This is a genomic window from Oculatella sp. FACHB-28, assembly GCF_014696015.1.
In the GTDB taxonomy this organism is placed as follows: Bacteria; Cyanobacteriota; Cyanobacteriia; order Elainellales; family Elainellaceae; genus JAAUTN01.
Genome location: NZ_JACJPJ010000095.1, coordinates 222019 through 248317 on the forward strand (window position 1 = coordinate 222019; position 26299 = coordinate 248317).

Annotated in this window: 24 protein-coding genes; 13 read left to right on the top strand and 11 right to left on the bottom strand. The window is 49.9% G+C overall.

The genetic code is table 11. The features are described from left to right. Nucleotides 1-22: 22 nt before the first annotated feature. Nucleotides 23-307, top strand: coding sequence for a hypothetical protein (locus H6F88_RS26670; RefSeq protein WP_190645838.1), 285 nt, complete (start codon nt 23-25; stop codon nt 305-307). A gap of 6 nt (nt 308-313) precedes the next feature. Here H6F88_RS26670 and H6F88_RS26675 read toward each other — a convergent pair whose 3' ends face one another. Then, nucleotides 314-820 carry an MgtC/SapB family protein gene (locus H6F88_RS26675; protein ID WP_190645874.1) on the bottom strand — a complete coding sequence of 169 codons (507 nt, stop codon included), beginning with the start codon at nt 818-820 and terminating at the stop codon, nt 314-316. 340 nt (nt 821-1160) lie between these two features. Here H6F88_RS26675 and H6F88_RS26680 point away from each other — a divergent pair, with 340 nt between their 5' ends. Both H6F88_RS26680 and H6F88_RS26685 read left to right on the top strand, forming a co-directional pair. Continuing rightward, nucleotides 1161-2123 (top strand): sulfurtransferase, encoded by a 963-nt coding sequence (locus H6F88_RS26680; RefSeq protein WP_190645839.1) that lies wholly within the window; start codon nt 1161-1163, stop codon nt 2121-2123. A 53-nt stretch (nt 2124-2176) separates the two neighbouring features. Further along, a complete protein-coding gene (locus tag H6F88_RS26685) occupies nt 2177-2374 on the top strand; it encodes a hypothetical protein (RefSeq protein ID WP_190645840.1) in 198 nt (65 codons plus the stop codon). 85 nt (nt 2375-2459) lie between these two features. Here the strand turns inward: H6F88_RS26685 and H6F88_RS26690 are convergent, their stop codons facing one another. The 3 genes from H6F88_RS26690 to H6F88_RS26700 form a co-directional block, all read right to left on the bottom strand. Then, nucleotides 2460-5123 (bottom strand): NfeD family protein, encoded by a 2664-nt coding sequence (locus tag H6F88_RS26690; RefSeq protein WP_190645841.1) that lies wholly within the window; start codon nt 5121-5123, stop codon nt 2460-2462. Nucleotides 5124-5194: 71 nt separating this feature from the next. Beyond that, a complete protein-coding gene (locus H6F88_RS26695; RefSeq protein ID WP_190645842.1) occupies nt 5195-5353 on the bottom strand; it encodes a hypothetical protein in 159 nt (52 codons plus the stop codon). A 103-nt stretch (nt 5354-5456) separates the two neighbouring features. Continuing rightward, on the bottom strand, nt 5457-5684 hold the full coding sequence (locus tag H6F88_RS26700) for a hypothetical protein (protein ID WP_242042524.1): 228 nt from the start codon (nt 5682-5684) through the stop codon (nt 5457-5459). A 205-nt stretch (nt 5685-5889) separates the two neighbouring features. On the opposite strand from H6F88_RS26700, the gene H6F88_RS26705 reads away from it, so the two are divergent. Further along, nucleotides 5890-6300 carry a hypothetical protein gene (locus tag H6F88_RS26705; RefSeq protein WP_190645843.1) on the top strand — a complete coding sequence of 137 codons (411 nt, stop codon included), beginning with the start codon at nt 5890-5892 and terminating at the stop codon, nt 6298-6300. Nucleotides 6301-6543: 243 nt separating this feature from the next. On the opposite strand, the gene minE is transcribed toward H6F88_RS26705, so the two are convergent. The 3 genes from minE to minC form a co-directional block, all read right to left on the bottom strand. Beyond that, nucleotides 6544-6834, bottom strand: coding sequence for a cell division topological specificity factor MinE (minE, locus tag H6F88_RS26710; protein WP_190645844.1), 291 nt, complete (start codon nt 6832-6834; stop codon nt 6544-6546). 64 nt (nt 6835-6898) lie between these two features. Next, nucleotides 6899-7708 (bottom strand): septum site-determining protein MinD, encoded by an 810-nt coding sequence (gene minD, locus H6F88_RS26715; RefSeq protein WP_190645845.1) that lies wholly within the window; start codon nt 7706-7708, stop codon nt 6899-6901. A 109-nt stretch (nt 7709-7817) separates the two neighbouring features. Continuing rightward, nucleotides 7818-8681, bottom strand: coding sequence for a septum site-determining protein MinC (minC, locus tag H6F88_RS26720; RefSeq protein ID WP_190645846.1), 864 nt, complete (start codon nt 8679-8681; stop codon nt 7818-7820). Between the two features lie 401 nt (nt 8682-9082). On the opposite strand from minC, the gene H6F88_RS26725 reads away from it, so the two are divergent. Continuing rightward, complete coding sequence (locus tag H6F88_RS26725) at nt 9083-10681, top strand: adenylate/guanylate cyclase domain-containing protein (RefSeq protein WP_242050721.1); 1599 nt, start codon at nt 9083-9085, stop codon at nt 10679-10681. Between the two features lie 102 nt (nt 10682-10783). Continuing rightward, the gene (locus H6F88_RS26730; RefSeq protein ID WP_190645847.1) at nt 10784-11104 is read left to right on the top strand and encodes a hypothetical protein; all 321 of its coding nucleotides are present in this window, start codon (nt 10784-10786) and stop codon (nt 11102-11104) included. Nucleotides 11105-11390: 286 nt separating this feature from the next. On the opposite strand, the gene H6F88_RS26735 is transcribed toward H6F88_RS26730, so the two are convergent. Then, nucleotides 11391-12518: a trypsin-like serine protease gene (locus H6F88_RS26735; RefSeq protein ID WP_190645848.1), complete on the bottom strand. Its 1128-nt coding sequence runs from the start codon at nt 12516-12518 to the stop codon at nt 11391-11393. 124 nt (nt 12519-12642) lie between these two features. Between H6F88_RS26735 and H6F88_RS26740 the strand changes: the two genes are divergently transcribed. Next, the gene (locus H6F88_RS26740) at nt 12643-15171 is read left to right on the top strand and encodes an endonuclease MutS2 (protein ID WP_190645849.1); all 2529 of its coding nucleotides are present in this window, start codon (nt 12643-12645) and stop codon (nt 15169-15171) included. 141 nt (nt 15172-15312) lie between these two features. Beyond that, nucleotides 15313-17130: an aspartate kinase gene (locus H6F88_RS26745; RefSeq protein WP_190645850.1), complete on the top strand. Its 1818-nt coding sequence runs from the start codon at nt 15313-15315 to the stop codon at nt 17128-17130. Nucleotides 17131-17271: 141 nt separating this feature from the next. Here H6F88_RS26745 and H6F88_RS26750 read toward each other — a convergent pair whose 3' ends face one another. The 3 genes from H6F88_RS26750 to H6F88_RS26760 all read right to left on the bottom strand — a co-directional run bounded on the left by H6F88_RS26750 (nt 17272) and on the right by H6F88_RS26760 (nt 19351). Next, a complete protein-coding gene (locus H6F88_RS26750; protein WP_190645851.1) occupies nt 17272-17649 on the bottom strand; it encodes a phage holin family protein in 378 nt (125 codons plus the stop codon). A 228-nt stretch (nt 17650-17877) separates the two neighbouring features. Then, on the bottom strand, nt 17878-18495 hold the full coding sequence (locus H6F88_RS26755) for a biopolymer transporter ExbD (RefSeq protein WP_190645852.1): 618 nt from the start codon (nt 18493-18495) through the stop codon (nt 17878-17880). A gap of 163 nt (nt 18496-18658) precedes the next feature. After that, complete coding sequence (locus H6F88_RS26760) at nt 18659-19351, bottom strand: MotA/TolQ/ExbB proton channel family protein (protein WP_190645853.1); 693 nt, start codon at nt 19349-19351, stop codon at nt 18659-18661. Nucleotides 19352-19635: 284 nt separating this feature from the next. Between H6F88_RS26760 and H6F88_RS26765 the strand changes: the two genes are divergently transcribed. The 5 genes from H6F88_RS26765 (at nt 19636) to H6F88_RS32940 (ending at nt 26201) form a co-directional block, all read left to right on the top strand. Continuing rightward, entirely contained in the window at nt 19636-23655 is a 4020-nt protein-coding gene (locus H6F88_RS26765) for a TIR domain-containing protein (RefSeq protein WP_190645854.1), read from the top strand. A gap of 934 nt (nt 23656-24589) precedes the next feature. Continuing rightward, nucleotides 24590-25273: a hypothetical protein gene (locus H6F88_RS26770; RefSeq protein ID WP_190645855.1), complete on the top strand. Its 684-nt coding sequence runs from the start codon at nt 24590-24592 to the stop codon at nt 25271-25273. Between the two features lie 234 nt (nt 25274-25507). Continuing rightward, complete coding sequence (locus H6F88_RS26775; protein WP_190645856.1) at nt 25508-25681, top strand: hypothetical protein; 174 nt, start codon at nt 25508-25510, stop codon at nt 25679-25681. Nucleotides 25682-25843: 162 nt separating this feature from the next. Further along, a complete protein-coding gene (locus H6F88_RS26780) occupies nt 25844-26053 on the top strand; it encodes a hypothetical protein (RefSeq protein ID WP_190645857.1) in 210 nt (69 codons plus the stop codon). Then, nucleotides 26043-26201 (top strand): hypothetical protein, encoded by a 159-nt coding sequence (locus H6F88_RS32940; RefSeq protein WP_206756470.1) that lies wholly within the window; start codon nt 26043-26045, stop codon nt 26199-26201. The genes H6F88_RS26780 and H6F88_RS32940 overlap by 11 nt, the downstream gene beginning before the upstream one ends. Nucleotides 26202-26299: the final 98 nt, after the last annotated feature.

Sequence of the window (26299 nt, forward strand, 5' to 3'; positions counted from 1 at the left end):
CGTCAAATCTACGATAAACCTAGTGACTTACCGTAGATTAGGGTCAATCTTTTACATTGCATTCAACCAGGAGAGAAATCGTATGGCGATCGCCACCTCGCTTCACAGTTCAAGCGATCGAGTCACCCTTCAAACCCAGATTACTAAGCAGAGACATATCAAATTGCTAAAGTCTCGTTGGAGTGGCGGACGAGCCTACCTGCCACTCCTGGGAATCGTTCTACTGCTTGCCATCAGTTTGGTGCTCATTCGTTTGCACAGATTTGGCTTGACCTTGTTCAGCAGCTTAAAGCGAGACATTCGATAGCCAGCCTTACTCAAGCCAGTTCCGCCATTCAAACTGCTTCAACTTCTTAACGCCACCCAAAACAAATAGCGTCATCAACGTTCCGATGACGCTTAACTGCCATAGCCCACACCCTGCCGCTGCGCCCAGCCCACCAGCTAGCCAAATCGCAGCGGCAGTCGTTAATCCTTTAACCTCTGTCCTGTCCAAACTGGGATGGCGCTGCTGCAAAATCACGCCACCGCCCAAAAAGCCTACTCCCGTTGCAACGCCTTGAGCAACGCGGGCCATTGCATTGAGTGCCGTAGAACGAGCAACCTCGCTAGATGCCGTAGCATCAGCAAGCTGATCAGCAATCTCATTCTGCAAAGGCAGCATTACAAACAAAGCAGAACCAAGACTCACAATCATAAAAGTTCTCAATCCAGCAGGTCTACCCGTGCGTTGACGATTGATGCCAATCGCAAAGCCAACCACGAGAGCCAAAGACAGTCTTGCGGTTACACTCTGCCAATCATTAGGGCTAAAAAACATTGAGGTCATGACTCAAGCCGGACATAAATCCGGTAACTCGCTGTACTTAAAGGTGATTTAAAGGTTAAGTCTAGGTTAAGAACTAGTTAATTTCAAGCAAATAAACCCCGGGAGAACGTTTGCGGGATTTATCTTGCGTGGTTTTCGGGGGTATGAGATGATTTTGAATGTTAAATACGGTTTGTTGATTGAGTTACCGTATTTTCCTCATTCATCTACTGAAGACCCATACAGATGCAGCTTTATCGCAAGGCACAGCTTTATCAGAAGTAGAGGAATGGGGAAGGGAACCGTTTAGCAACTCAATGATTAACTGCACCATTCTTTGAGGAGACTCAATATGATCATGAGGTTATGGAGGAAGTTCACTAAGACGACTTGGATAACGAGAGGGGTTGCCTTCTTTGCATCTTTGTTGGCATTTACAGTAGTGATTCCACTGTTGCCGTTTGCTTCATCAGCGAACCCGTCTGCCAGCGTGCAATTTGTCCAACCTGCTTGGGTAGCGGAACATGGCAGCGATTCAAATCTGCGTATTTTGGACGTGCGGCTTAACCCGTTGGAATATTTTGCAGGTCATGTGCCTAACGCGGTTCATATTGCAGACAACACATTTCGTGGTCCAAACGGACAGCTTCCGGTTCAATATTGGCAGCCTGACAAGCTTGAAGAAACATTCAGGCTGGCAGGAGTCACAGATGAGAGCAAAGTTTTAGTTTACTCGGATGGTCGAGACGTGCTGGGAGCAACGATGGTTGCCTATCTGTTAGAGCGCACCGGACATCCCGATGTGGCGATTTTGGATGGCGGCTATGCTGGCTATGTGTCGGCTCAACTTCCTGTTGTCAAAGAGTTTCCCCAATATACTCCTGGTACTTTTACAGTCCGTGATGATGACTCAGTCAGAGTAACGCTCGATCAGGTACGTGGACTGATTGGTCAGCCAGGAGTCACTTTTATCGATCCGCGTCCACTAGAACTGTTTTCAGGAGAGCGGGATCTGTGGATTCGTAATGGACACATTCCCGGTGCAAAGAACATTCCCTGGCCCACGTTTACGGTAGGAGAGCCAAATTTCCATCAGCTTAAACCACTAGATGAGATTCGGCAGATCCTAAGCGATCGCGGCGTTTCACCCGAAGACAACATTATTGTTTCCTGTAGCACAGGGCGTGAGGCAACGTTGCAGTACAACGTGCTAAAGCATCTACTGAATTACCCCAACGTGAGAGTCTATGAAGGTTCTTGGACAGAATATTCTTCCCATCCTGACTTGCCTGTAGAGACGGGTCCTGGGGTGTAGAAGCGTAGCACTCTAAGTGATAAGAGCTAAAAGTGATAGGAGGAAGTTCTTAGATGAAATCTGGAGTTCTGATAGCATTTGGGGCGATCGCCACGCTCTCTTCAACAACCCCCACTCTGAGTTCACATCACGTTATCCATTTCGGCTCATGGAGTGGGCAGGAAGATCAGCAAAAGCTAACAAGCTGCGATCTTCCCGAACCCACCTCTACGCCTGCACCAACCGACAGTAATGATGAACCATCCGCTTAAACTTGTGCAGTTGCGGAAGTAGTAGATTTCTGGCGTAAATGTGATGTAGGGGCGTGTCGTAATGATACGCCCCAAACTGCGTTGTTTAACTTGCTGCTATGGGTCTTGCGGCTCTCTGTACTTTTTCAACCTGCTTAGGCGCAGGAATCTTATGGAAAAGCTGAGTTGCCGCTCGGAAGTTCGCTTCGCTTTCGGCAACTGATCCCATAGCTTGGCAGGTTAACCCAAGCTGATAGTGAACTTCGGCTAAATCAGCTTTAGCTTCAATCTCAATCAACAGCTTTTTGGCGGACAAAAGATGGGCGATCGCCCCCTTAAAGTCATTTTTGATCAAACAAAGTTCTCCTAACCCTTTGAGTGCATTGGCTTTGACCTGCGTGTAATGGCTTTCCTCAGCATAATTTTTGGCTAAGCTGTACATTTTGTGTGCTTTTTCAAGCTCTCCTAAGTTCTGATAGGTTTGACCTAAGAAAATTAGGCTGTAGCCTTTGCCTCGGCTTGAGCGAATCGCTGAATAATCGGTGTAAACCTTTTTCGCGAAACCAATCGCAATCTGATTGCGCCCGGAGCAAGACATTAAAAATGCCAAACAAGCAGAAGCGGTGACGGCATATCTGTGAAAATCGGTTCCTTCGGCGAGAGAAATTACTGCCTTGAAGTATCTGGTAGCTTCCTCAACTTCCCACAGGTCAATTTGGCATAGACCAATGTTGTAAAGAGAAACGATTTCAAGCTCTTTGATTTTGAGGGCGATCGCTACTCGACGAGACTCCTGATGATAGCGAATTGCCCGATGAATATCGCCTGCTATCCAATATAAATCACCCAAAATATTGTGCAGCTTACTGAGCGAATAGCCAGGTTTAACGCGATCGATAATTCGAGTGATGGTCGTAACCATCTGTTGCAGCAAACCCAGCCTGTAGAACGAAACGCCCAGCGGCTCATTCTTACCCCAGCGGTTATCTCTAGCATAGAGAATCACATCTGCGGCTAGCTCAACTCGGTCTGTTTGAAGATAATGATAGTAGGCTTCCAGCGCCCGAAACGCATCATCGGGTGTGCTAATTGCCTTGACACTGTGCGTCCAAAACTCCGCTGCCTCTAAGTTGGCAATTTCCCATTCACCGCTTGCCTTTAAGATTTCTAGCGCCTTTGCCTGAATGGTTGGATGCAGCCGATATTCGCCATCAATCAGTTCAATTAAGAACAGATCGCGCAGAAAACGGATCACTCGCTTGTGTTGCTCTGGTGGCACATCCCAAAGCAAACAAGCGACTGCCTCAATGGGCATTCTGGCAATTCTTTGATAGCGATAGCAGCCTAACCGATAAAGCAACCGATAGGCTTCAGGATAAAGCCGTTGTAAGCGGCTAAAATGGCTTGCAACTAAGTTCTCAAGCTCAACTTCAACTAACAAGTCAGAGCTATTTTCTCGCCAGTATGCTTCCAGATTGCCTGCATAATCCATCTGGATAATGCTGCTCAAAATAGTCATTGCCTTAGCATTACCGCGATAGGCTGTATGAATATCTTTTAGAACTGGAAAGTTGACGTTAATTTGATTTTGACTAAAGAACTGTCCCCAAGCTTCTTCTTCTAAACCTGCTAGGACGTAGGGATGCACACTGACACTTGCCTCATGCACAGGCTCACGGCTAGTAATCAGCGTGACAGAATTTACTTCTGGGTCAGCTAGAACTCGCAGCAGTTCAGCATAGTCTCGATGTGGTTCAACAAACTTTCCGTTCTTGTCTAGTGCAGGTTCCAGATTGTCAATTAGAATGCAGACTTTTTGAGTCTTTAATTTGCGCCTGAGCCGTTCTAGCGATACGCCAAATTCGCGTCCGGGTTCCTCGTTAAAGTTGCGCCGTAGCCACTCCTGGACGATGCTTTGAGCAGACGTGAGGTTGCGGGTTTCTTTGGCCATCCAGCACTCTAAGCTTTGCCCCAAGTTTTTTTGGTTAAAGTATTGCCGCGCCAGGGTGGTTTTACCCAGACCGCCGCTACCCTGAACCACAATGACTTTTGCGCCAGCGTTGACCAGGTTGTCGAGATCGGCGATCGCCCCTGTCCGCCCGACAAACACCACATTGGTGTCAGGGAGCGACGGTTCAGGACGAATCGGAGGTTGTCCTGGTAGGCTGATCGGTGCATTCAGCGTAGACATCAGGGCTGAGCTGGCAGGTTGCGGAGTACTGCGTCCGACAATTTCCTTCCAGTCCAGCTCTAGCACCTCACAATAGGCTTTGAAAGTATTGACGTTAATGGGCTTTGCCTGGAGGAAACGATCCCAGGTTTCGGCTGAAATTCCACCGGCCTGCTGGCTGGGCATCCCAATCGTTAAGGTATCGGGGATCAAGACTTTACTAGCCGCTTCGATAGGGCGGCGATCGCCGGCCCACCAACCCTTTTGGGCAACCGCCTGGTTAATCCGCGTCAAGCCAGAAGCAGAAGCTTTGAGCAATAGCGCTGGCTCAACCAGCAGCGTAATATTGCGATGAATTCCAGCAACGTCTACCACTTCCCCCGGATCAATCGTAATTCTCTGCTCACACCAGGCAGGCCACCACGACCCTTGAAACTGCACCCGTCCCGCCTTCAGCGGTTGAATGGTTTGTGTGACAATTGCCTGTCCGCCCAAGTAACTGTGATTAGGGTTTGGTAGCAGCTTTGCTGCTTTGCTGTCTAGGTCAGATGGTTCAGTTGGACGAAATGACGTAAAAACTTTGAGCAGACCCAATTTCATTTGCGGCTTCCTCCCGACGGTAGATCTTCTGATGAGTGGAAGTTGCAAGTTCTCCGATGCACCTCTGGTCGTTATTGGTTTTTAGTTCCACAAAGCTTGCCAGAATTGCTCTGAGATAGCGACTTTTCCAGGATTGACATGACTCTATCACGTCCAGACAGACGGCGGGTTTCCACCGTTTCTAGCCGAGTAGAGTCAGGGTTGCTCTCACACCGTTTTTTTCGACGCAAGAGGCTATTCCTTCTTGCGTTCGTGGAGCAATCATACAATTCCCGTTTCAGTTCATGTTGCAAAATAAGCTGCAAAGATAACGGCAAAGCTGAGGAAATAGGGCTATGCCTTCAGACAGCGAACGCAAACCGAAAACACTGCCATGACTGAAATTATCTCGACGAACAGTTGTAGGGACAGGGGCGTAAGGGCAAACCCCCAAACCAACAAAATTGCCCCTGCGATCGCCGCTGCAATTCGAATAATTTCCTCCCCTGTCTTCAGTCCAACCCAAATAATTCCTAGACCCATCAATAAAAAAATCGAATAAGCGGGAGGCATGAAAGTCATTAACAGTAATCTCCTAGCATTTCACCTACTTTGAATTTTAGATTGGCGATTTTCAACTGTAAAAACGAGAACAAAACCTACCTAACTGACCAGTGGACTTCCCACTTAAGAAAGACGAGCCGGGAACAGTTCCTCAGTTAACGTTATGAAGCTTTATGAACCCAACCTCTAGGTTTGGGTCGCTAAAAACTAAAGGAGATTTGAAATGAAACAGGTAATTGGTCGTCTTTTTACAGTGGGGCTTCGCCAAGTCCTCGCAATTTTTCTAGCTACTACTGCATTCTTAGGTATTCCTGCGTTTAGCACGAGCGTGTCGTCTCAGGCACTAGCCGTCACCAGCGAATTTCAAACTAAATCCCCCACGCCTTCCAACCCCTCCGCAGTGTCCAAAAAGACAATTCAGCGGATTCAGGATAAGGCTGAGGACTTGGGTGACAGCCCTGAGCATCCCATTGGCGACACGGGGCTAGGAAATCTGAGAGAGCTAGGTGAGAACGTTCGTGAAACCTTTGACCTAAACGTGCGCCAAAAGGGTGCGATCTATGACGGAGATCAGCCGAGCAATGTTAAGTCTCTGGACAGAGCACAGCGTGAGACAGAGCGATCGGCTCGATAGTTTGTCAATCAGCTTGTAGCTGTAGGTTGGGTGGAACATCGTGAAACCCAACAGACACCAGAAACATGAATGATATTGAGTTTTGCAGCCGCTATTATCCAACTTGTCTTGGTTGGTAACGCAAAGCAATGCAAGCTCTGAGCGGGCGTAGCATTCGGGCGAAGAATCAGTTCTAAGTTTTTTAGAATAGCTGCCGAATGCTGCACCCCTACCCAAACCCCTATCCAAGCAAACTCAACTGCGTTATGGATTGACCTCCACTTGCGGCTCTGCTCTCACTCGGCGAATCGGCAAATTTGCGATTAAGGCAGTTGCTCGCTGGTCGTTCTCTAGCGAAAATTCTGACTCCTCTGGGTCAATTTCCACGTATCGTGAAACGACTTCCAAGATTTCTTGGCGCATCTTTTCCAGCGTTTCAGCGGGTAAATCAGCCCGATCGTGAGCCAACACAATTTGTAGCCGACGCTTGACCTCTTCACGGCTAGAACTGGGTTGTTGACGCGGGAAAAGTCGTTCGAGAAGTTCGCTGATCATGGAGCTTGGGGGAGAAAATCAATCAAGGCTGGATAAGAAACCGAATTAAAGCTGAGAGTGACATTTAGTTGCGGGACGAGTTGCGAAACAGCCGCCGAATGCGACTGAATAGATCGTCATGAGCAGCCATCAGATCGAGGAAAGGCACCTTCTCGCCCTCTAGCCGGCGCGCGATATTGCTAAAAGCTAGCCCCGCCATTGAAATGTTTTGCGACAGCACCAGTGGTTCGCCTCGGTTGGTTGAAACGATTACTCGCTCATCGTCTGGGATCACACCCAGCAGCGGCACTGCCAAAATTTCCTGCACGTCTTTGACCGACATCATCATGTCCTCTTGCACCATCGCGGGCCTGAGACGATTGACAATTAAGTGGACTTTTTTGATGTCGTTTGCTTCAAGCAAGCCAATGACCCGGTCAGCATCACGCACAGCAGCAATTTCGGGCGTAGTCACAATGATCGCCTCTTTGGCTGCAGCCGTCGCATTCTGAAAGCCCATCTCAATTCCAGCAGGGCTGTCTACCAGGATGTATTTGTAAGTAGCGGTCAACGAAGTGACCAGTTGCTTCATCTGGTCGGGGTTAACCGCATCTTTGGTGCGATTTTGAGCGGCTGGCAGTAGGGCTAAGTTGGGTTGGCGTTTGTCCTTGACCAAGGCCTGATCGAGCCGGCATTCGCCTGCTATAACTTCCACCGCGGTGTAGACGATGCGGTTTTCTAGCCCCAAGAGCAGGTCTAAGTTTCTCAAGCCAAAGTCGGCATCGACAACAGCAACTTTATGACCGCGCTGAGCCAGAGCCATGCCCAGATTGGCGGTGCAGGTGGTTTTTCCCACCCCACCTTTGCCAGACGTAATAACGATAATGCGACTCATTGAATTGCTGGGGTTGATAAATGGACGATGGGGGTAGGGGATTAGGAATTGAAAATGCGATCCGCACGCCTGCGCTGACTAGATTGGCTGTTACAGTTCATAAACCAGATTACGAGAGACGTATTCTGGAAAACTCGGCGGCTCTGGCGATGCGAATGCCTTCTGAGGACACGTAAGCAATTTCGGGATGAAATTGGTCGGGGGGCATTTCGGGAGCACGGGCAACAAATTCGGCAATCCGAATCTGGGTCGGCTCCATTCGCAGGGCCATGATCAGGCATTGTCCGTTTCCGGCGGCTCCAGCTTGGGCTAGCCCTCGTAGACAGCCCCAAACCAGCACGTCGCCATCTGCAATTACGGAACCACCGGGATTCACATCTCCCAAAACAACAATTGTACCGGGATGACGGATTTCGACACCAGATCGAACTACGGTTTGCACATAAAGTGGGTCAGCTAGAGCTTGCCCGGACTCAGCAGAGGGCTGATTTAGGTGAGCGACGGGCGAATGTTGCTCAACAGAATAGCCTGTAGTGGCGGCAGCGACAGCAGTTTGACGGCGGCTGGTGTAGACTCGCTTGAGCTGAAGCTGGGCATCGGCTAGGGCATCAGCGATCGCCTGCAATTGACGCACATCTAAAAGGCGATCGCGGGCAACTAGATGCACTGCTGTTTCAGGTTGCCAAAACCGCTCTCCGGCATTGAGCCGCTGTTTTAGCTGTTGCCAAAGGTCATTCCAGTTACTTGTGTTAGCGCCGTTACCGGATGGACTGTTGCCAGCAGCGCTATCAGAATTAGCACCCTCTTGACTAGCATTGCTTTTGCTGGCGCTGCTGTGGTTGGCGCTTACCTCTGCCTCTGGCGGCAGAAGCAGCAACAAGCGCCCCCCCTCACTCTTAAACCGAACCTGTAGATTGGGGTTATCTGAAGCGGGCTGTAAAATTGCTGGCGCAGGTGCAGAGGAGTCATTCATGCAAGGACTTGGGCTGTCAGAGTCTAACAGGAACTACGTATGTAACCCAATATAAAAGCCGGGGGAGTGCCCCGAAGGGGCATTCCCCCGGCTTTTATATTGATTGTGGCTACCTACTTGAGTTAACTATCTATCTTAGTGGTCAGGTCGTCATTCACAACAAAAGCCACTAGAAAAGTTATGGCGTTTGAACGGCATGGACTGAAATCATTTTGAAAACATACTGGATGCTAGCCTGATAGAGCCAAATATTCAAAGAAGAATAGATTGCGTTGGCAGATCAACCTGATTTTTGGGCAGATGAAATTCTTTTCAGGCAAAAATTCTAGCTTCAGTCAATTTAGCTTTAAGCATCAGCAATCAGAATTATCAGAATTAGCCAACGTCATTTACCTCACCCTATGCCTCTGATTCGAAATCGAACTTGGCGTTATCTGATCATGGTGGCTGTGCTGGCTCTGTGTCAGTTTGGCATCACTAAACTGATTTTCATGGTGCCAATTGAGCAACAGGGTATGCGGGTTTGGCCGCTGTGGTTGCCTGCGGGTTTGGCTCAAGCCGCCCTGTTGTTATTTGGGCGCAGACTGTACCCAGGCGTGGCAATTGGCTCGTTTCTGTTTTCGCTGTTTCAATCCCAGGAAATCTCTTGGCTGTTGGCAGCAGCGATCGCCCTCAACAACACAGTGCAACCTCTGGTTGGGGCAACGCTGCTGAAGCGAGTTGACTTTCGCAACGACCTTCAGCGCCAGCAGGACGTGATCGCCTTGTTTGCTCTGGCAACCATTCTGCCGTCTGCACTCAGCGCCACCCTGGGAATGCTGACGATCGATCTGGCGGGGCTGATGGACTGGGCCAACTTTGGCAGAAATTGGTTTCAATGGTGGATTGGTAATGTCACAGGCATCCTGACGCTAATGCCTGTGCTGTTAACCTGTCGGCAGTGGACGGCGATCGCCAAAAATCCTCGCCGCTGTGCTGAAGCTTTCATCTGGCTCTGTTTGCTCACGACAGCCAGTTGGCTAATCTTTTGCCCCACCAGTGAAACGCCCTTAGCACCCTACTCAATGGCTTCCTTATCATTTCCATTGATCATCTGGGGAGCGTTGCGCTTTGGGCAAATGGGCGCAGCGTTATCAACTGCCATCCTCACCAACGTCGCAACTTGGGGAGTGATCCAAAATAAGGGGCCGTTTATCATCGCGGCGAGAGAGAATGCCGCAGTGCAGCCTGTTGAGTCGCTGCAAGCGTTCATTTGTGTGACAGCGCTGACAGCACTGACGCTAGCAGCGGTGATGGCAGAGCGAGAACAAATGAAGGTGTGGTTGCAGGCAGAAAAAGAAAAGTCAGAGCAGCTATTGCTCAACATTTTGCCGCTGCCGATCGCCAACCAGCTCAAGCAAAACCATCGCAACATTGCAGATAATTTTGCCGAAGCGACGGTCTTGTTTGCGGACATTGTGAATTTCACCAAGCTCTCGGCAACGCTATCGCCCCAGGAGCTAGTCGCGTTGCTCAACGAAATCTTTTCGGCGTTTGATCAGCTTGCAGAGCAGTACGGGCTAGAAAAAATTAAGACGATTGGCGATGCTTACATGGTGGTGGGCGGACTGCCGTTTCCCCAGGAAAATCACGCTGAGGCGATCGCCGATATGGCTTTGGCAATGCAGTCCGAGATGCGTCAATTTAGCAAGCGCCACCAAAAGCCATTCAGTATGCGGATTGGCATCAACACGGGTCCCGTCATTGCAGGCGTAATCGGCACCAAAAAGTTTATCTATGACCTCTGGGGTGACACTGTCAACGTTGCCAGTCGCATGGAGTCTCATGGCATTGCCGGACAGATTCAAGTCACCGAAGCAACTTACGAATGCTTGTGCAATCGCTACCACTTTAAATCACGCGGCAAAGTCCACATCAAGGGCAAAGGACAAATGTACACCTACATCCTTTCGGGCAGAAAGGCTGCGCCTGTACCGTTGCCGACAGTGCAGGCGAATTGAGGGGTTAGGGGGCGGGGGTTGAAATCTAAGGTGTATTTTGAAGCCTTCTAAAGCTCCCCAAATTTTTGTTTTAGGGCAGACCTAAGCTGCTTTTGGAAGGGATTGTCGCCTCTGACGCGACAAAACCTGATTCCATCGGGACAAAACCTGATTCTGACGCGACAAAACCTTGTTTCAGCACAGCAAAACCTAATTCCAGCACGACAAACCCCTATTTTGTCGCGAGGGAACCTTGTTTTGTCATACCAAAACTCGATTTCATCGGGACAAAACCTGATTCTGTTGGGGCAGAACCTGATTCGGGCGCGATGGAATATGGATTTTAGTGTGATAGCACCCGACGCTTGGATTCGTATTCCACAAAAGGCTGCAAATGTTGGGCTCCGCTGCGCTTCACCTAACCCACTGGCATGTCAAGCTTGAGATGTTGGGTTCCGCTGCGCTTCACCCAACCTACGGTTCTGCTATCTGTAGGTTGGGTGGAGCAGCGCGAAACCCAACGCTTTAGATTTGCTGCGCTACTATGCAAGTTATTTAATCCACAATCCCAAAGTTAGCCAGCAGATGTAGGGGCGCAGCATTCGGCAAATAAATCTTGGAATACACCGACCATTTTTGCCCGAATACTACGCCCTTTCAAGAACATTCGCTGCTTCTGGACATGCACCAAAGAAACTTTTAAGAACGAAGAGGCGATCGCTCTCATCCCTCACGATGACAACTGCTTTCCGGCTTTGGGTTTACGTTTCCAAACACAAACGGCACCCCAAACGGTAGCAGCAAGCAAGCTCATTAAGGACGATGGTTCTGGAACGGTAGCGGATGCGCTAGATTCATCCGTTTCCCTGTTCGTATCCAGCGAGTCTGCTAAAGCCACCGACGAGGTTCCCGAAGCGTCTCTACCTGTCGCAGCAGACGCTAAAACAGATGCGGGAATGTAAGAAGGATTGATGGTTCCATCCAGGACACGAGCGATGTAACCCCGATAGGAAGACACCCTTGTCTCACTAGAATATTCACCAAAGCTAGAGTTGACTGTGTCATCAAGGTCTGTGCTGCCAGTTCCTCTCTCACCGTAGGTCGTGATTCCAGCAATCAACTTGCCGATAAAAGCAGGACTGCCTGAGTCGCCCGGAGCTGTATTTACCTCACGACTGCCCAAGCCCAAGTCACTATCCGCGAAGAAGTTGTTCGCTGGTCTACCGTTATCAAAATCAAATAGAAGCTGGCTTCCGGGCGTTGAATTTGGAATCAGGTTAGGAAAATCTTCGGCGCGTGCATCAAATCGGTTTTGTCCGAACAGTTTGCCCCTGCCAAACAAATCAGCCCTCTCGCCCAAATTGCCCGTGCCAATCCTGCCGTATCCAACTTTGGTAAAAATTTGTCCGACTTCGTCAGTGTCGCGATAGATGCCGTATCGATCTACGCCGACTACCCGTCGATTTAATTTAAGAATGGCCAGATCGTTGCCGCTCAAAAGATCACCCTGCCAGCCTGGAAGGATAAAGAAGCCATTAGTGGCAACGCTGAATGAGCTAGTCAGTTCCGTAAAGCTAGCAGTAGCGCTGACGATATCGCGATCGCCCCGGCCGTCTGTAACGCAGTGAGCGGCGGTGAGAAGGTGGAGCCCATCTCGCAGCAAAGAGCCTGTACAGGAGGTTGTATTTCCCGAAACGTTGGTTAGAGACAGTCGCGCAACGCCGCTGTAAGCTCCCGCTTCCACCAGGCGGGCGTCGGGATTGTTGGTTGCTGTGACAATCGCCCTGCTTGCTTCTGCGCTTGCTAGTGTGGAGAAAGTAGCCGCAGTCAGTGCGATCGCTGAGTTTCTTAGGTTCATTTTTACCAGCATTTTTAGTCCCCTTACCCAATATTGTAGTCATCCGTTGGTTTGACTAGAATCAGGAAAGATAGGCGAATTTTGTAAGCAAAATTTAAGATAAACGAAATCGGGGATCGGGGGTTTGATTCAAGCTGAAACTTTAGAATTACTGGAATGGTCGCGTCTGTGTCAACATCTGGCAACTTTTGCAGCGACCAAGCTAGGGGCAACCGCAGCACGTCACTTACAAATTCCAGCAGCGTTATCAGAAAGTTTAGGGTTACTCGCGCAAACCCAGGAAGCCTACCAGATTGAGCAAAATTTACCGTCAGGCTTAAAGTTTGACGGCATTCAAGACATTGGTGAAGCACTGGAGCGATCGCAGCTTCAGGGCGTTTTGTCAGGAGATGAACTGCTGGCGATCGCCACGACTCTGGCGGGTGCAAGACAGCTTCGCCGAACCATCGACAGCCAACCCGACCTGCCCGTTTTGACGGAACTCGTGTCGGAACTGCGAACCTACCCAGAGCTAGAGCAGGAGATTCATCGCTGCATCGACGATCGGGGCAAGGTTGCCGATCGAGCCAGTCCTAAACTGGGTGGCATTCGAGAACAGCTTCGGCAGGTGCGCGATCGCATCTATCAGATGTTGCAGCGAATTCTTCAGCGGCAGTCCAATGCTGTGCAAGAGCCAGTGATTACGCAACGGGGCGATCGCTTTGTGATCCCGGTGAAAGCCCCCCAAAAAGATGCGATCCCCGGCATTGTTCACGATACGTCTTCCAGCGGTTTGACGCTTTACGTTGAACCCCATTCTGTGGTCAATCTGGGCAACCAGCTACGGCAATTAACCCGTCAAGAACAGGTGGAAGAAGAGGCAGTGCGCCGAGTTCTCACGGAACAGGTCGCAGCCGTGAAGCCTGATTTGGAAAGATTGCTGGCGATCGCCACCATCCTCGATCTGGCGACTGCCCGCGCCCGCTATTCTCTCTGGCTAGGCGCAAACCCGCCCCGCTTCATCGACCGCAGCGCAGGCGAAAGAATCACCCTGCGGCAACTGCGCCATCCCCTGCTCGTCTGGCAGAATCAGCATGAACAGGGAACCCCTGTGGTTCCAATCGATTTGTTGATTCAGCCGCAAATCCGCGTCGTCGCTATCACCGGACCTAACACGGGCGGTAAAACCGTCACCCTCAAGACCCTGGGACTCGCCGTTCTCATGGCAAAAGTGGGCTTGTTTATCCCTGCCCGTGAACCCGTAGAGCTTCCCTGGTTTGACCACATCCTCGCCGACATCGGCGACGAACAGTCTCTAGAACAAAGCCTTTCCACCTTCTCCGGGCACATCCGGCGAATTAGTCGAATTCTGGAGGCGATTGGGCAGGGGGAGGGAAAGGGGCTAGGGGAAGAGGAATTGGCAACTGAGACGCAAGGCTCAGAAGAAATTCAAGAACAGAATATTGAAGAGCAAGCAGACAATCCATCTCCTCAACCCCTAGCCCCTAGCCCCCAACCCACAGCCCCTTCCTCCTCCCTGGTTCTTCTCGACGAAGTCGGAGCCGGAACCGACCCTTCGGAGGGAAGTGCCCTGGCGATCGCCTTACTTCGCCATCTGGCAGACCATGCTCAGTTGACGATTGCGACCACTCACTTTGGTGAACTGAAGGCGCTGAAATATCAAGACGAGCGATTTGAGAATGCCTCGGTTGAGTTTGATGACGTGTCGTTATCACCCACCTATCGCCTGCTGTGGGGAATTCCCGGTCGCTCAAATGCATTGGCGATCGCCCGTCGTCTAGGATTAAAGCCTGAAATTATCGACCAGGCGCAGGGGCAGGTGGGGCTACAGGCATCCGAGGATGTAAATCAGGTGATTGCAGGGCTGGAGGCACAGCGGCGACAGCAAGAGCAAAAGGCGCAGGAAACAGCCCAGCTTTTGCAACAAGCAGAGCGGCTGCACGCAGAAGTAGCGCGCAAAGCAGCCTTGCTTAAAGAGCGAGAACGTGACCTTCAGCAGCAGCAAGAGCAGGCAGTGCAGAGTGCGATCGCCCAGGCAAAAGCAGAAATTGCTCAAGTGATCCGACAGCTTCAACGCGGCCCAGCAACGGCGCAGGATGCTCAACAGGCAACGGAATCGCTCAATCAGATTGCTCAACAACAGCTTCCCTCTCGAAAGCCTGCTAAGCCCAAACCGGGCTTTCGTCCGCGGGTGGGCGATCGTGTCCGCATTCCTCGGCTTGGACAAACCGCAGAAGTCCTAACCAATCCCGATGAAGACGGCGAACTCAGCGTCCGCTTTGGGTTGATGAAGATGACTGTTTCCCTAGCAGATGTGGAATCGCTGAATGGCGAAAAAGCGGAACTTCCTGCCAAGCCCAAACCCGCCCCTGAACCGCCACCCCCACCCCCTGCTGATCCCGCTCCAACTGTCCGCACTTCTCGTAACACAGTAGATATTCGTGGCAGCCGAGTTGCGGATGCAGAAGTGGTGCTGGAACGGGCGATCGCCTCTGCCGAAGCGGGAGCGCTGTGGATCATTCACGGTCACGGCACCGGGAAACTGCGTCAAGGAGTTCACGAATTCCTCAAACAGCACCCCCAGGTTTCTCGCTACGAATTAGCAGAACGCACAGATGGCGGTTCTGGGGTGACGATTGCTTACATTCAGTAAATGGTCCTTTGACTACGTATTGCGACAGGTTCACAAAGCGGTATAAGTTTATAGGATTAGGTGAAAAGCTGATTCTGACTCTGAATAGCTGTTGCGCTTCAACCATTCAGGTCAGGGAAAAGTAGGCAAAAGAATATAGTCATGGCACTGATTGTCCAAAAGTACGGCGGCACTTCTGTTGGCTCGGTCGAACGAATTCAGGCGGTTGCACAGCGAGTTTCAAAAGCAGCACAGGCAGGAAACTCGGTTGTAGTCGTCGTTTCAGCAATGGGAAAAACGACCGATGGTTTGGTCAAGCTGGCTAGCCAAATCTCGACCAGTCCCAGTCGGCGCGAGATGGACATGCTGCTGTCTACCGGAGAGCAGGTGACGATCGCCCTACTCAGTATGGCGCTGCAGGAGTTGGGACAGCCTGCGATCTCCCTCACGGGAGCACAGGTCGGCATTGTCACCGAAGCAGAACATACCCGCGCCCGGATTCTCAATATTCAAACGGATCGGGTTGAGCGACATCTAAAGGACGGAAGAGTTGTTGTTGTGGCAGGATTTCAGGGAATTAGCAGCACGGCTGACCTGGAGATCACGACGTTAGGACGGGGCGGTTCCGACACTTCAGCCGTTGCTTTGGCGGCAGCACTGAAAGCGGATGCCTGCGAAATTTACACCGATGTACCGGGAATTTTGACGGCTGATCCCCGAATTGTGCCCGATGCGCAGTTGATGACTGACATCACCTCGGACGAAATGCTGGAGTTGGCCAGCCTCGGTGCTAAGGTGCTGCATCCCCGTGCCGTAGAGATTGCGAAAAACTATGGCGTAATGCTGGTAGTGCGCTCTAGCTGGACGGATGATCCCGGTACTCGTGTGGTTTCGCCCATTCCTCAACTGCGATCGCTCGAAGGTTTAGAAATTGCCCATCCCGTTGATGCAGTTGAATTCGACACTGACCAGGCAAAGGTGGCGCTGCTGCGAATTCCCGATCGCCCCGGCGTTGCTGCTCGGCTGTTTGGCGAAATCGCAGTGCAGGATTTAGACGTTGACCTGATTATTCAATCCATCCATGAGGGCAACAGCAACGACATTGCCTTCACCGTCACCAAACATTCGCTCAATCGAGCTGAAGCCGTTGCAGCGGCGATCGCCCCTGCCCTGCGAGGAGAAGCCACTGCCCTGGATGAAGCCGAGGTCATGGTCGAACGCAAAATTGCTAAGGTCAGCATTGCCGGAGCAGGCATGATCGGACGACCAGGAGTTGCGGCTCAAATGTTTTCCACCCTAGCGGCAGCGGGGATCAATATTCAAATGATCTCCACTTCTGAGGTGAAAGTAAGCTGTGCGATCGCTGCCGAAGATTGTGACCGGGCGATCGCCGCGCTGTGCAAGGTATTTAGTATTGCCAGTTCTCCGGTGCGGTTAGATTCCGTTTCGCCTCAAGTAAGCGACAGCAGCAAATTGCCGGTTCGGGGGGCAGCACTCGATGTGAATCAAGCAAGATTAGCAATTCGCCATGTGCCCGATCGCCCTGGTATGGCGGCGAAAATTTTCCAACTGCTGGCAAACCACAATGTCAGCGTTGACATGATCATTCAGTCTCAGCGTTGCCGTTTAATCAACGGTATGACCACGCGAGATATTGCCTTTACAGTGGCGCAAATGGATGCGACCGCCGCCCAAAAAGTGCTTCAGGAAGCTGCCCCGGAATTAGGCTGTGGAGAAGTCACTGTGGACTGGGCGATCGCCAAAGTCAGTATTGTTGGCATTGGCATGGTGGGACGACCCGGCATTGCTGCCCGGATGTTTGAGGCGATCGCCCATCAGCAAATCAACATTCAGATGATTGCCACCTCGGAAATCAAGATTAGCTGCGTCGTAGCTGAAACCGATGGTGTGAAAGCGCTCCAGGCAGTTCACGCTGCCTTTGGACTTTCGGGTCAAGAAAAGATCCAAATTCCCGCCTGATTTGCAGTAGCGCATCAATCCTAAAGCGTTGGGTTCTGCTGCGTTTCACCCAACCTACATCACTGTAGGGGCGCAGCATTCGGCAGGTAGACTCTGGATAGACCGAAAAATTTTGCCCGAATGCTACGCCCTTCCGAAGATTCAAGCTACGAGTTGTAAACCTGCTCTAGCCAAGATCTGAATGATCAAAGAATTAATCAGACCTAGCAAAATTGCGCCCAAGATAGCACTCAAAAATCCTTTTTCTAGTCGAAAACCTCGGACAAGATAAGCTGCTAACCCAAAAATAATTGCGTTAACGATAATCGCAAACAGTCCTAGCGTTAGAAACGTAATTGGAAAAGCTAGAAACCTTAGAATTGGCCCCAAAAAAGCATTCAATACACCAAAAACCGCTGCTGAAGTAAGAGCTTTTTGAGGGCTAGAAATTTCTACTCCCACAAAAGGTAGTTTAGAAATAATGTACAAACTAGCCGCAGTAACTAACCAAATAATTAAAACTCCAACAATCCAAGGCATGGTAAGGACTCCTCATCTAACTTGATTTGCCTGAAGCCGATAAAAAAAAGCGATTTTTGAGTCAAAGCTAATCGATTGACCCAAAATCCGCCCTCATTATCTCTGATTTAGTAAATAGACATGCTATTTGCAGGAATTTCTTCAAACAAAGGATTCTACCCATACCTTACAAAGCGGTTCGACTCCTCGCTGCTAAGCAGGAGCGTGGGAATTCAGAAGACTACCTGTTTATGGAGTAGCAGGCTGCGGCGTAGAGGGAGCAGGTTCCAGGGAACCCGAACCATCAGGAGCGCTGGGAAAAGGTTCCAACCCTGGGAATAGGTCTTGATTTGGAGCAAGCGGATCGGTCGTACCCGGTGCGCCCAATCCAGGCTGTTCAAAGGGGTCATTGGGAATAGCTCCCGGGTCGGGAACCAATCCGGGAACTGCGGTATCGGCTGCAGATTCTGGCAGGGTTGCCAGGGCTACGCGATCGCCCCCGACCGAACGCAGCAGATCAATTACACCAACCACATCGTTGTAACGGGCTTCTCGCGATGCATAGAGCACCATCAACCCGTCTGGACTAGTTTGCTGATAGTTCAAAATCACCCCCAAAAGCTGGTCTTGCGTGACGGGCTGTTGCTCGACATAGACCTGTCCAATCGGGTCAATACTAACGATCAGCATTTCGCGCATCTGTGGCGTACCCGTCGAGGCAGACGGCAAATCTACGCCAATGGCAGCCTGCCGGGTTAACCCCACCGCTGCCAGAATAAAAAACGTCAGAATGCAGAAAATTACGTCAATCAGCGGAATAATCTCAATCCGCACTTCTTCTGCTGGGGAATCTAAATTAATCTTCATGGCGATCGCTAAACAACTAAAAATCAAACGCCTAGATCTGCACTTCTTAAAGGAACCGTAGGATGCGTTAGACGACCAGTCGTAACGCATCACCTATAGCAACGATGCATTACGCTAGCGCTAACACACCCTACATGGTTCTTGATTAAAACGTGGTTCTTGATTAAAGCCCACTGCCGCCTCTTAGATCAGGTGGGACATCAGGATTGATGGGTCTTGGCAGAGGATTATGTCGTAGTGCCCAGTTCTTTCGATAGATCAGCTCTAGCTCATTGCCAGACTGCCGGAACAGTTTTGCCTGTCCAAACACCAATCCCTGAAAGACGCGATAAAAGGCAAGACTCGCGATCGCAATAATTAGCCCCACCGCAGTGGTAATCAATGCTTCTGCAATCCCCAGCGTCACTCCTGCCGTTGAAGCCGTACCCAGATCGCCTAGACGAATGGAACCTAGCGAATTGATTAGACCCAGCACCGTTCCTAATAGCCCTAATAGCGGCGAAATGGCAATCACGGCTTCTAAAATCTTGTCGCCTCGGCGCATCGCTGCTAATTCTTCATCGGCGCTAGATTCCAGAGCAAGCTGAAACACTTCTGGATCTGGGTTGTTTAGCTCCAGAGCTGAGTAGAGAAACCGTCCAATCGGTTTATCGTTCGACTTTCTGGCGATTTCGGTTGCGTCTCCCCACTCGCGCCGTGCCGCTTCCATCACCCGTCCTGCGATTTCACGCTCACGGCTCAAAGTCTTTGACCAAAACCAAATCCGCTCAATGATGGTGCTCAGTGCCAAAACTGATAGCAGCAGCAGGGGCCACATTGCGGGACCGCCCCTAGCAAATAGCTCAGGAATATTCACAGCCTCGTTCTACCTCCGTTTCTCGTTCCCAGCCCAATTTTGCCAGAAAGCAGGGCATCTCAATTCTAGAGACTTAACCTTCATACGCAATAAAAGTTTGACCTCCGAAAAGTTTAGACCCTAATTTCGGCGAAAAGGTTCAGCTAAAAGAATTTCATCTGGGTTGGACCTGGGTTTCTCGTCGATTCCGTGTTTGAGTTGAGAAACCAGTAAAAAATTTTGTCATTTGACGATCGCCCCATGCGCTCCTGATATCATGATGAATCGCTCTCACCGACTGCCCTATGAAAGATTTTCAGGACGCATTTATTTCTTATGGGCGGGCTGACAGCACACAATTTGCTACGAAGCTCCACGACCGATTAGTTGAATGTGGCTTGGAAGTTTGGCTAGATCAGCACGACATTCCGCCGAGCGTAGATTTTCAAAATCAAATCAACGACGGTATTGAGAAAGCACACAACTTCATTTTCATCATTGCTCCGCATTCTGTCCAATCTGTCTATTGTTTGCGCGAAATTCAACATGCGGTGCAATATCGCAAACGAATCATTCCACTGCTGCACGTCAAAGCGGATGACTTCCTGCATCTGACCCATCCGATCATTCGTAAGCTCAACTGGATCTGGTTTCAGGAAGGAATTGATAACTTTGAAACTTCACTTGCTGAGCTGCTGAATGTGCTGCAAAGCCATGCAGACTATGTGAAACAGCACACCTGGATTTTGAGCCAAGCGCTGGAGTGGGAAAAGCATCAGAAACAAACTCGCTGTTTGTTAATTGGGCAGGAGCGGATTCAGGCAGAAAACTGGTTGAGGAAGCAGTTTCAAGGAGAGCAAGCTTCGTGTGAACCGTCCGATTTACACTGTGAATTCATTTGCGAAAGCACTAAAAATGCTGACAATTTGATGACTCAAGTTTTTATCAGCCATGCGGCGGCTGATCAAGACGCGATGACGCAAATCAGCAAAACTTTGATGCGACAGGGCATTACCATTCGGACTCATTCCGTTGAAGGTGAAATGAGTGCTGCGGTTGAGGCGAGCATTCAACAAGGAGTTGAGCAGGCGAATAATTTAATCTACTTAGTGTCGCCAAGCTCACTGATGTCTAAGGCTTGTCAGCAAGCAGTGAAACAAGCTTTTGCTGATCAAAAGCGAATTATTGCCCTGCTGGTTCAGCCGCCAACTCAGCCAAAAGCATTGGCGGCACTCCAGCGCTTTACTTGTATTGATTTCAGAGCTTATCAAGATGCAGCGCAATATGAAGCGGCGATCGCCAAACTCCTCAACACCTTGCATCAAGATGCTCACTATTATGAGCAGCACAAAATTTTGCTGGTCAAAGCCCTGAAATGGCAGCGACAAAACCGCAATTCCAGCATTCTGTTGCGCGGCTATAACCTGCAACACTACGAAACCTGGCTGAAGCTAGCAAAGCAGCGATCGCACCATACGCCAACCCCACTACAAGCAGAATTCATTGCCGCAAGCCTGAATCAACCGCCCGAAGCTGCCTTGGAGGTGTTTGTTTCTTACTCACGAGCCGATTCTGACTTGGCGCGTAAGTTGAATGATGCGCTGCAAGTCCAGGGCAAAACCACCTGGTTTGACCAGGAAAGCATTGCTTCTGGAACAGAATTTCAGCAGGAAATCTATCGCGGCATCGAAAGTTCTGACAATTTCCTGTTCATCATTTCCCCCAGTTCGATCTATTCGCCCTACTGCAAAGATGAGGTGGAATACGCCCAGAAGCTCAATAAGCGAATTGTCACGGTGCTGCATCGCCCAGTTACCGTTCAAGACCTGCATCCCGCCCTAGCTAGCATTCAGTGGATTGACTTTAATCGCTATGTTGGCGACTTTTATGCCAACTTTAGTGAGTTGGTGAGAGTGCTGGATACCGATCGCATTTACGTTCAGAGCCATACTAAATGGTCACTGCAAGCATTGGAATGGCAGCACGACCACAAAAACCCTGATTTGTTGCTGCGTGGCAGTGAGCTGATGCTGGCAAAAGGATGGCTCCAACAAGCCCAACATCAGCAAAAGCAGCCAGCCCCCACTGCATTGCAGGAGGAATTTATTATTGCCAGTGCTGAGTCGAGCGATCGCCTGATTCAACAGGAGCAGGAACGGCAAAAGCGAGAACTGGAGCAAGAGCGGGCACTTCGCAAAACGGCACAGAGAACCACTGTCGGGGCGCTAATTGGCGGAGTTGCCTTGCTGGGAGTCAGCATTGCTGCGGTATTGAATCAGATAGAAGCCTGGAATGCCGAAAATGCGGCTCAGGTTGCTCAAATCCATACGCTGAGTGCCTCTTCTCAGCTTTTATTTAGCTCAAACCAAAGTCTGGAAGCGCTAATTGCCAGTTTGCAAGCCGCTCGCAAGCTCCAGCAACTCGACTCACCCGATGCCCAACTTCATGATCAAGTCAGGGGCAGCTTACAGCGCATCGTCTCTGGCATTCGCGAACACAATCGACTAGTAGGACGAGTCAGCAGGGTTTACAGCATCAGCTTCAGCCCCAATGGCCAACAGTTGCTCACCAGCGGTTCTGGAATTGCCAACCTGTGGCGTGCTACAGGTGAACCATTAGTGCAGCTTGGAGGGCACGAGGGATTAATTAGAAGCCTCAGCTTTAGCCCCAACGGATGGCGAATTGCTACAGGCGATCAGTCCAGCACGCTGCGCCTGTGGGATCTCAAAGGCAATCAAGTCGCTAAAGTGCCAACCAATCAAACCAAAATTTGGAGCCTCAGCTTTAACCCCAACGGAGACCAACTGGCAACGGGTGGAGAAGACGGGACGGTCAAACTGTGGAGGCTAGAAGGCGATCGCATCACGTTCATCACTCAATTCAAGGCGATTGACGGAAGCTGGATCGAAGACATCAGCTTTAGCCCCGACGGTCAGCTTCTCGCAGTCAGTGGATTAGGTGGTACTGCCTTCCTTTGGGATTTAAGCGGCACTTCCCCCTCACGCAGAGTTCGCCTCACCGGGCACGAAGACCTGGTTTATAGCATCAGCTTTAGTCCCGACGGTGAGCAAATTGCCACCAGTGCCCAGGACGGCACCGCTCGTCTATGGAATCTGGACGGCAATCTGCTGGGTGAACTGCGAGGACACAACGGCTGGGTCTACAGCACGGACTTTAGCCCGGATGGACGGCAACTTGTCACCAGCGGACAAGACAGCACCATTCGTCTGTGGAGTTTGGGCGATCGCAGACAGCTTGCTGAACTGAGTGGGCATCAGGGTCGCGTCTATGACGTTCGCTTCAGCCCTGATGGAAATCGCCTGATCAGCAGCGGCGAAGACGGTATCGTGCGGCTGTGGGAGCTTGGCAATCAGCCCTTGGCACTGAGCAGACATGTGAAACGGGCGACCGGCGTTCGCTTCAGCCCCGATGGACAAATCGGCACCACAGGAGACGACGGTATGGTGCGATTGTGGAATGCCACAGGCGAATCAATTGGTCAATTTCCCACAAACCAAAACCGCAGCTTGAGCCTGGCATTCAGTCCGACAGAGCCAATTTTGGCAACTGGTGGCATCGACTTTACGACACGACTGTGGGATTTTCAGGGAAACCAGTTAGCCATTCTGGAGAGGAGTCAGGATTGGATTCGTGCTGTCAGCTTTAGCCCAGACGGACAGCAAATCGTCGCCGCTGGCGCAGATGGCAAAGTGTATCAGTGGAATCGTGCAGGCGAACCACTACCCGAATTTCAAGCCGATCCCAGCGAGATCCACAGCATCAGCATTAGCCCCGATGGACAAACCCTGGCAACGGGTGGCGATGAAATGGCAGCCTTATGGGATTTCCAAGGAAACTCATTGGCTAAACTTGACCATCAAAGCCGAGTCTTAAGCGTCAGCTTTAGCCCCAATGGAAAAACGGTTGCCTCCGCTGGGGCAGATTACCGCGTGCGGTTGTGGGACTTAGAAGGGAACCAGATTGCTGAATTTAGCGGACATCAGGGACAGATCAACAGCGTCAGCTTTAGCCCCGATGGAAAACTCTTAGCAACGGGCGCAGAAGACGGCACTGCTCGCATTTGGGATTTAACAGGCAATCAAATGGGTGAATTTAAAGGCAACCAGGGAGCGATCTGGAGCGTCAGCTTTAGCCCCGATGGAAAAACTTTGGCAGCCAGTGGCGAAAATGGCATCACTAAACTCTGGCGCGTTGAACCCATAGAAACTCTGGATCAACTGCTAACGCGAGGCTGCGACTGGCTAAGAGACTATTTGCAATACAATCCCGATGTAGAAGAGAGCGATCGCCAAACCTGCTCATAGGCTTAAACAAACGATTCACCAAATTTCAGAACTATCGTTATCTGGTCAAGGCTTACATTCATAAGATCTGCTTAAGCGGACTTCAAGTCAGCATAAGCGATCTCCAAGTCGAGACTTACAGTTACCAAGTCAGAAGTTTCAGTTACCAAGTCAGAAGTTTCATTCATAAGATCCACTTAAGCGGACTTTAAGTCAGCATAAGCAGTAACCAGATCAAAACTTACGTTTATTAAATCAGAACTTACGTTTATCAAGTCAGCATAAGTGTTTGTGGTGTAGACGGGAATGGAGAGGATGGGGAGGGATTGTTTTTGGGGATAGGGGGCGATCGCTCCTCACCTCTCCATCTAACAAGCAATCTCCTCCAACACGACCCAACCTAGTAGGCGTTCGAAAAGCCTAGAGGAGAAGTTCATGGTTTATGGCAATCACACCTTTTATTCGTGTAACAAACCTCGCTACCGAATGCTGAAATCATGCAGAAACTTTCAAGGTAATTCCTGAAGCGACGGGTATTATACGGAAACTTTCAGGGTAATGCGATCGAAAGGCATTTTATCTAGAAACTTTCGGGAATAGGAGCCTGGAGTAAAAAGTTATACGGAAAATTTCAGTACAACAAATTGTTAGCTGGCTTCATTCTGGTCTGTTGAGACAGTAGCTTCGAGGTTGATTGTGGGTGGCGCGTTTACCTTTGTTCTATAACCAAGAGCACCTGTATGAGTTAGCGAGAGGTAAACACGTTAGGATCAAGATAAAAAACTTACTTTGATAGAGCTAAAGAATTCTTCTCTTGCATTTGTAGTTTAGTCTAGAGCATTTAAGCGTCTTCACACTATGGATGTCCTGCGAAAGAATAAAGACAAACCACGTTGTCATTGAGTTGATTTAGCAATAGCCAGAAACTCGCAATCAAGTCAAAGGGGAGCAAACTATGACTGAAAGCAAAGAGAAAAGCAATTTCTGGACAACTTTACCAGGAATACTCACAGCGATTGCAAGCCTAGTAGTAGCCATAGGAGGGATCTATGAAATCCAAGCACGTGTTAGAGATGATTCACCACGACCACCACATACTGAAAATCCAACACCATCACCTACACCACCAGATTCCACTTCACCTCCGTCGTCTGCTACAACCTCGCCATCTTCTGCTCCTGACTGGTTGAGAGATGGTGAAGAGATTGAGTTGCGAATTCAATCTTCTCCACCTCCAACAACAAGATGGTTGGATGGCAGGACTGCTGATGGAACAGTTGGATTAGCTAACTCAACAGGAGATGATTTCACGGGTACCAAGTGGAAAGTTCACGTTGTCGGTAATGAAGATGATCGAATTATTCATCTAGAGACATTGGGTAATTTTGATGGTTTGAGATGGTTGGATGTTAAGACTGATGGAACAGTTGGATTAGCTGACTCAACAGGAGATGTGAGTACTCAGTGGAAAGTTCACATTCTCGGTAATGAAGATGATCGAACTATTCATCTAGAGGCATTGGGTGCTACTAACAATTTGAGATGGTTGGATGGCAGGACTGCTGATGGAACAGTTGGATTAGCTGACTCAACAGGAGGTAATTTCACGGGCACCCGGTGGAGAGTTTCTCTACCCTGAAGCGTTAGGGCAATCAGCGTTGCCCCCAAGCGATCCAACGTAAATCCAAAGCTGAAGGGGTAATCACGTAGGAGTTCAGTAGGCAATAGTTGATAGTATTTTTACTGAGCCGCCCGTAGGTTGGGTTGCCGAAGGAAAACCAACAACTTCTTAGCCACTTACTTCATCCGCTTCAGCGATCGCACTAGTACAGAAGTGGTAGGGTGCGTTGCTGTTAAGCAAACGCACCGTTCTATGGTGCTTGTATCTTCCAGCAAATGTTTTGACTATAGTGACATGTGTTTGAAGGTGCGTCATGACGCACCCTACAAGATGGCGATCGCAAAAATTACGTTGGCAGCAGTACAGGCGATCGCGAAAACTGCTCTCGACCACGATAATGAAAAGACAAAAGCTTCATTGAATTAGGCGATCGCTAACTAACCGTCAGTTACTCGAAAGTGCGATCGCTCATCTTAATAAAATGTGTTGCTGCCAAGTAAACGCACTATTTCAAGCCCTCTTTGGCAGATTTAGCGCTTGTATATACTAGAGCTAGCCGCTTTCGTTGTGTCAAGGAGCCTTGAAAGGATGACAAATCGTGAGCAATTAATTCAGGAACTTGAACAGGCTCCCGATGACCTAGTGCAGACCATGCTGGATTTTTTACATCGAGTTAAGGCTGTACGCCAAAAACATCCTCTCGCAAAGTTTGCTGGAATTTTGAGTGACTCAGAAGCGGAAGAGCTACAACGAGCAGTTGCAGCAGAGTGCCGACAGGTAGATTTGAATGATTGGTGAGATTGCATTAGACACTTCTGTTGCAGTTCGCTTTTTGAATGGAGACATAGCAGTTACCGAAAGAGTATTAGCAATACCAGAAGTAGTTCTGTCAATGGATGATGCAGACTTTGATTACGTGGATGGATTGATGTTGGAACACTGGTAATGCGATCGCCATAAAAAGCTTCATTAGATTGAGCGATCGCCAACCTATCTTTGACTGCAAAGTCAAAAACTCTCGCTGAACAGATATTAGAAGTAGCT

Coding starts and splice junctions, on each gene's coding strand:
- H6F88_RS26775 (WP_190645856.1), top strand. CDS start 25,508: ATGGTGCTTGTATCTTCCAGCAAATGTTTTGACTATAGTGACATGTGT.
- minE (WP_190645844.1), bottom strand. CDS start 6,834: ATGATCAGCGAACTTCTCGAACGACTTTTCCCGCGTCAACAACCCAGT.
- H6F88_RS26745 (WP_190645850.1), top strand. CDS start 15,313: ATGGCACTGATTGTCCAAAAGTACGGCGGCACTTCTGTTGGCTCGGTC.
- H6F88_RS26780 (WP_190645857.1), top strand. CDS start 25,844: ATGACAAATCGTGAGCAATTAATTCAGGAACTTGAACAGGCTCCCGAT.
- H6F88_RS26680 (WP_190645839.1), top strand. CDS start 1,161: ATGATCATGAGGTTATGGAGGAAGTTCACTAAGACGACTTGGATAACG.
- H6F88_RS26690 (WP_190645841.1), bottom strand. CDS start 5,123: ATGAAATTGGGTCTGCTCAAAGTTTTTACGTCATTTCGTCCAACTGAA.
- minC (WP_190645846.1), bottom strand. CDS start 8,681: ATGAATGACTCCTCTGCACCTGCGCCAGCAATTTTACAGCCCGCTTCA.
- H6F88_RS26685 (WP_190645840.1), top strand. CDS start 2,177: ATGAAATCTGGAGTTCTGATAGCATTTGGGGCGATCGCCACGCTCTCT.
- H6F88_RS26675 (WP_190645874.1), bottom strand. CDS start 820: ATGTTTTTTAGCCCTAATGATTGGCAGAGTGTAACCGCAAGACTGTCT.
- H6F88_RS26735 (WP_190645848.1), bottom strand. CDS start 12,518: ATGAACCTAAGAAACTCAGCGATCGCACTGACTGCGGCTACTTTCTCC.
- H6F88_RS26725 (WP_242050721.1), top strand. CDS start 9,083: ATGCCTCTGATTCGAAATCGAACTTGGCGTTATCTGATCATGGTGGCT.
- H6F88_RS26705 (WP_190645843.1), top strand. CDS start 5,890: ATGAAACAGGTAATTGGTCGTCTTTTTACAGTGGGGCTTCGCCAAGTC.
- H6F88_RS26770 (WP_190645855.1), top strand. CDS start 24,590: ATGACTGAAAGCAAAGAGAAAAGCAATTTCTGGACAACTTTACCAGGA.
- minD (WP_190645845.1), bottom strand. CDS start 7,708: ATGAGTCGCATTATCGTTATTACGTCTGGCAAAGGTGGGGTGGGAAAA.
- H6F88_RS26755 (WP_190645852.1), bottom strand. CDS start 18,495: ATGAAGATTAATTTAGATTCCCCAGCAGAAGAAGTGCGGATTGAGATT.
- H6F88_RS26750 (WP_190645851.1), bottom strand. CDS start 17,649: ATGCCTTGGATTGTTGGAGTTTTAATTATTTGGTTAGTTACTGCGGCT.
- H6F88_RS32940 (WP_206756470.1), top strand. CDS start 26,043: ATGATTGGTGAGATTGCATTAGACACTTCTGTTGCAGTTCGCTTTTTG.
- H6F88_RS26765 (WP_190645854.1), top strand. CDS start 19,636: ATGAAAGATTTTCAGGACGCATTTATTTCTTATGGGCGGGCTGACAGC.
- H6F88_RS26700 (WP_242042524.1), bottom strand. CDS start 5,684: ATGACTTTCATGCCTCCCGCTTATTCGATTTTTTTATTGATGGGTCTA.